The organism is Mesorhizobium sp. M1A.F.Ca.IN.020.06.1.1, assembly GCF_004023265.1.
GTDB lineage: Bacteria > Pseudomonadota > Alphaproteobacteria > Rhizobiales > Rhizobiaceae > Mesorhizobium.
This window is the reverse complement of the sequence record NZ_RZSR01000503.1, coordinates 1-4,311: the sequence shown is the minus strand read 5'-3', so window position 1 is coordinate 4,311 and position 4,311 is coordinate 1. Positions and strand designations below refer to the sequence as shown.

General features: G+C 64.3%; 5 protein-coding genes. All 5 read left to right on the top strand.

What is annotated here, in order from left to right; all coding sequences use genetic code 11:
* The coding region (locus EOA60_RS20850; RefSeq protein ID WP_206628177.1) for a potassium-transporting ATPase subunit KdpA at positions 1–250 on the top strand (250 nt) is incomplete at its 5' end.
* 1 nt (position 251) lies between these two features.
* Positions 252–488: a hypothetical protein gene (locus tag EOA60_RS20845; RefSeq protein ID WP_245322272.1), complete on the top strand. Its 237-nt coding sequence runs from the start codon at positions 252–254 to the stop codon at positions 486–488.
* A complete protein-coding gene (kdpB, locus tag EOA60_RS20840) occupies positions 485–2,581 on the top strand; it encodes a potassium-transporting ATPase subunit KdpB (protein ID WP_127335632.1) in 2,097 nt (698 codons plus the stop codon). Before EOA60_RS20845 ends, kdpB begins: the two co-directional genes overlap by 4 nt.
* A 12-nt stretch (positions 2,582–2,593) precedes the next feature.
* The gene (gene kdpC / locus EOA60_RS20835; RefSeq protein ID WP_095823487.1) at positions 2,594–3,157 is read left to right on the top strand and encodes a potassium-transporting ATPase subunit KdpC; all 564 of its coding nucleotides are present in this window, start codon (positions 2,594–2,596) and stop codon (positions 3,155–3,157) included.
* 56 nt (positions 3,158–3,213) lie between these two features.
* On the top strand, positions 3,214–4,311 hold a 1,098-nt coding region (locus EOA60_RS20830), incomplete at its 3' end, for a universal stress protein (protein ID WP_164899433.1).

The following is a 4,311-nucleotide window of genomic DNA, read 5'->3' as shown; positions in this document are numbered from 1 at the left end:
CATCACCATCGCGATCGGCATGCTGATGGGCCGCTTCCTGGTCATCATCCCGGCTTTGGCCATCGCCGGCTCGCTGGCCACGAAGAAGACCCTGCCTGCTTCCGCCGGCACCTTCCCGACCGACGGCATGCTGTTCGTCGGTCTCCTGGTCGGCGTGATCGTCATCGTCGGCGGCCTCACCTTCTTCCCGTCGCTCGCCGTCGGCCCGATCGTCGAGCATCTGGCGATGATCCTCGGACAGACTTTCTGAGATGACCATGCCCTGGTTCAACAACATACGTCGGCACGATCGTCACCAATCCGGTGACGGAACGCCCGATGACGGAGGGGACGAGAAGCCTCGTCCTTTCCCGACGCTCTCCACCTTCCTCGGCATGGCGGCCGTGCTGTTCGTGCTGTGGCTGCTGGCCTCGGGCCTTCCGCATCTGTTGCCGAAGACCGAACACCCGGCGCCATCCAACATCACCGATACCGGAGTCCTGAAATGAGCCAGTCCAAATCCGCGAGCATTCTGGATGCCAGCATCCTGATGCCCGCCATTGGCGGCGCTTTCCGCAAGCTCGATCCGCGCACGCTGATCAAGAACCCGGTGATGTTCGTCGTCGCCATCGTCTCAGCACTCACCACCGTCCTGTTCGTCAAGGATGTCATCACCGGCGGCGGCGATCTCGGCTTCACCTTGCAGATTATCATCTGGCTGTGGTTCACCGTGCTGTTCGCCAACTTTGCCGAGGCGGTGGCCGAGGGACGCGGCAAGGCGCAGGCGGACTCGCTGCGCAAGGCGCGCACCGAGACCCAGGCCAAGCTGCTCGTCAACGCCGAGGATCGCGGCAAGTTCAAGTTGGTGCCTGGCACCCGCCTGAAGGTCGGCGACATCGTGCTGATCGAAGCCGGCGACATCATCCCTTCCGACGGCGAGGTGATCGAAGGCGTGGCTTCCGTCAACGAGGCGGCAATCACCGGCGAATCCGCGCCTGTGATCCGCGAATCCGGCGGCGACCGCTCGGCCGTCACCGGCGGCACGCAGGTGCTGTCCGATTGGATCCGCGTGCGCATTTCCGCCGCCTCCGGCCAGACCTTCCTCGACCGCATGATCTCGCTGGTCGAAGGTGCGGAGCGCCAGAAGACCCCGAACGAGATCGCGCTTAACATCTTGCTTGTAGGCATGACGCTGATCTTCGTCCTGGCCACCGCGACCATCCCGAGCTTCGCCTCTTATTCCGGCGGCTATATCCCGGTGACGATCCTCGTCGCTTTGTTCGTGACGCTGATCCCGACCACGATCGGCGCGCTGCTTTCGGCCATCGGCATTGCCGGCATGGATCGCCTGGTGCGTTTCAACGTGCTTGCCATGTCCGGCCGCGCCGTCGAGGCTGCCGGCGACGTGGACACGTTGCTCCTCGACAAGACCGGCACCATTACGCTCGGCAATCGCCAGGCGACCGAGTTCCATCCGGTGAAGGGTGTGTCCGAACAGGAACTGGCCGATGCTGCTCAATTGGCCTCGCTGGCTGACGAGACGCCGGAAGGCCGCTCGATCGTGGTGCTGGCGAAGGAAAAATACGGCATCCGCGCCCGCGATATGGCGACCTTGCATGCCACTTTCGTGCCCTTCACCGCGCAGACCCGTATGAGCGGCGTCGACATCGACGGCTCGTCGGTGCGCAAAGGCGCGGTCGATGCCGTGCTAGCCCATGTCAATCAAGCAACAGTCGCAAGCCATGGCACGCGTCCGACAAGCGACACCATGCGCGACCTGCAGGCCAGGGCCGACGAGATCGCCCAGGCCGGCGGCACGCCGCTGGCGGTCGAGCGCGACGGGCGCCTGCTCGGCGTCGTCCACCTCAAGGACATCGTCAAGGGCGGCATTCGCGAGCGTTTCGCCGAGTTGCGCAAGATGGGCATCCGCACGGTGATGATCACCGGCGACAATCCGCTGACCGCAGCGGCCATCGCGGCCGAAGCCGGCGTCGACGACTTCCTGGCCCAGGCGACGCCTGAAAACAAGCTGTCGCTGATCCGCGAGGAACAGGCCAAGGGCAAGCTTGTCGCGATGTGCGGCGACGGCACCAACGATGCGCCGGCGCTCGCCCAGGCCGATGTCGGCGTCGCCATGAACACCGGCACGGTCGCCGCGCGCGAGGCCGGCAACATGGTCGACCTCGACAGCGATCCGACCAAGCTGATCGAGATCGTCGAGATCGGCAAGGCGCTGCTGATGACGCGCGGTTCGCTGACCACCTTCTCGATCGCCAACGACGTCGCCAAGTATTTCGCCATCATCCCGGCCATGTTCGCCGTGTTCTACGTCGCGCCCGGCCAGTCGGTAGGCCCGCTGCAGGCGCTCAACATTATGCATCTGGCGACGCCGCAGAGCGCCATTCTGTCGGCGATCATCTTCAACGCGCTGATCATCGTCGCGCTGATCCCGCTGTCGCTGAAGGGGGTGAAATACCGCGCCATCGGCGCCGGCGCGCTGCTCACCCGCAATCTTCTCGTCTACGGCCTTGGCGGCATCATCGTGCCGTTCGCCGGCATCAAGGCGATCGACCTGATCGTCACGGCTCTTGGCCTGGCATAGGAACCCATTCCGATGTTCAAGCAACTCAGACCCGCTATCGTCATGATCGTTTTCTTCACGGTGCTGACCGGCCTCATCTATCCGATCGGCATGATCGGCATCGCGCAGGCGCTGTTTCCCAGGCAGGCCAATGGCAGCCTGATCGAAAAGGATGGTAAGGTTATCGGCTCCGAACTGATCGGCCAGGCCTTCGCCAGCGACCGCTATTTCCACGGGCGGCCCTCGGCCGCCGGCGACGGCTACAACGCCGCCTCCTCCGGCGGCTCGAATCTCGGGCCGACCAATGCGAAGCTGATCGAACGTATCAAGGCCGACGCCGACAGGCTGAAGGCTGAGAACCCGAACGCACCGGTTCCGATGGATCTCGTCACCACGTCTGGCAGCGGCCTCGATCCCGACATCAGCCCGGAGGCGGCCTATTTCCAGGTGCCGCGGATTGCCAAGGCCAGGGGCATCGATGAAGCCAAGGTGAAATCGCTTGTCGACGGCCATGTCGAGGATCGCGAGCTGGGCTTCATGGGTGAGCCGGTGGTCAATGTGCTGGCCCTCAACATGGGGCTCGACGATCTCAAATAATCAGCACTCGCAGCGGGGATCGACACGATCCCCGGTGCAATCCATGATTGGACTTGATGCCGGACGACAGGACCAACTTCGAGAACAGACCTTCTCCCGACGCGCTGCTCGAGCACGCGGAGCGGGAGGGCCGCGGCCGTCTGCGCATCTTCCTTGGCGCGGCGCCCGGCGTCGGCAAGACCTACGAGATGCTGTTGGCAGGCCGCGCCCGGCGCGCCGACGGCATCGACGTCGCGATCGGCGTCGTTGAAACGCATGGCCGCAAGGAAACCCAAGCGCTGGTCGAAGGCTATGAGGTGATCCCGCGCCGCGAGGTCGAATACAGGGGCCGGGTCCTTGACGAGATGGACATCGACGCCATCCTGAAACGGCGGCCGGAGCTGGTTCTGATCGACGAGCTCGCGCACACCAACGGGCCCGGCAGCCGTCATCCCAAGCGCTATCTCGATGTTCAGGAAATCCTGTCGCAGGGCATCGACGTCTACACCACGCTCAACATCCAGCATGTCGAAAGCCTGAATGACGTCGTGGCGCAGATCACCCGCGTCAGGGTGCGTGAAACCGTTCCGGATTCCATCATCGACGAGGCCGACGACATCGAGGTCATCGACCTCACCCCGGACGACCTGATCAAGCGGCTGCATGAAGGCAAGGTCTATTTCCCGCAAACCGCTCAGCGCGCGATCGAGAACTATTTTTCGCCTGGCAATCTGACGGCGCTTCGCGAGTTGGCGCTGCGACGCACCGCGCAGCGCGTCGATGAACAGCTCCTCAGCCATATGCAGTCCCACGCCATTCCGGGACCGTGGGCGGCCGGCGAGCGGGTCCTTGTCTGCGTCGACTCGCGTCCGGACGGGAGCGCTCGTATCCGCTACGCGCGCCGGCTCGCCGATCGCCTGCGGGCGCCATGGACGGCGCTGCATGTCGACACGCCTCGCCTGGCCGGCATGTCCGAAGAGGACAAGGACCGGCTGGCAACAAATCTGCGCCTTGCCGAACAGCTCGGCGCCGAGGTCGTGACCATCCCGGGCCAGAACGTCGCCCAGGATATCGTGCGCCATGCGACGGCGAACAACTTCACCCATATCGTCATCGGCAGGCCGACCCGCTCGCGCTGGCGGGAATTGATCGAGGGCTCGCTCACCTATGACCTG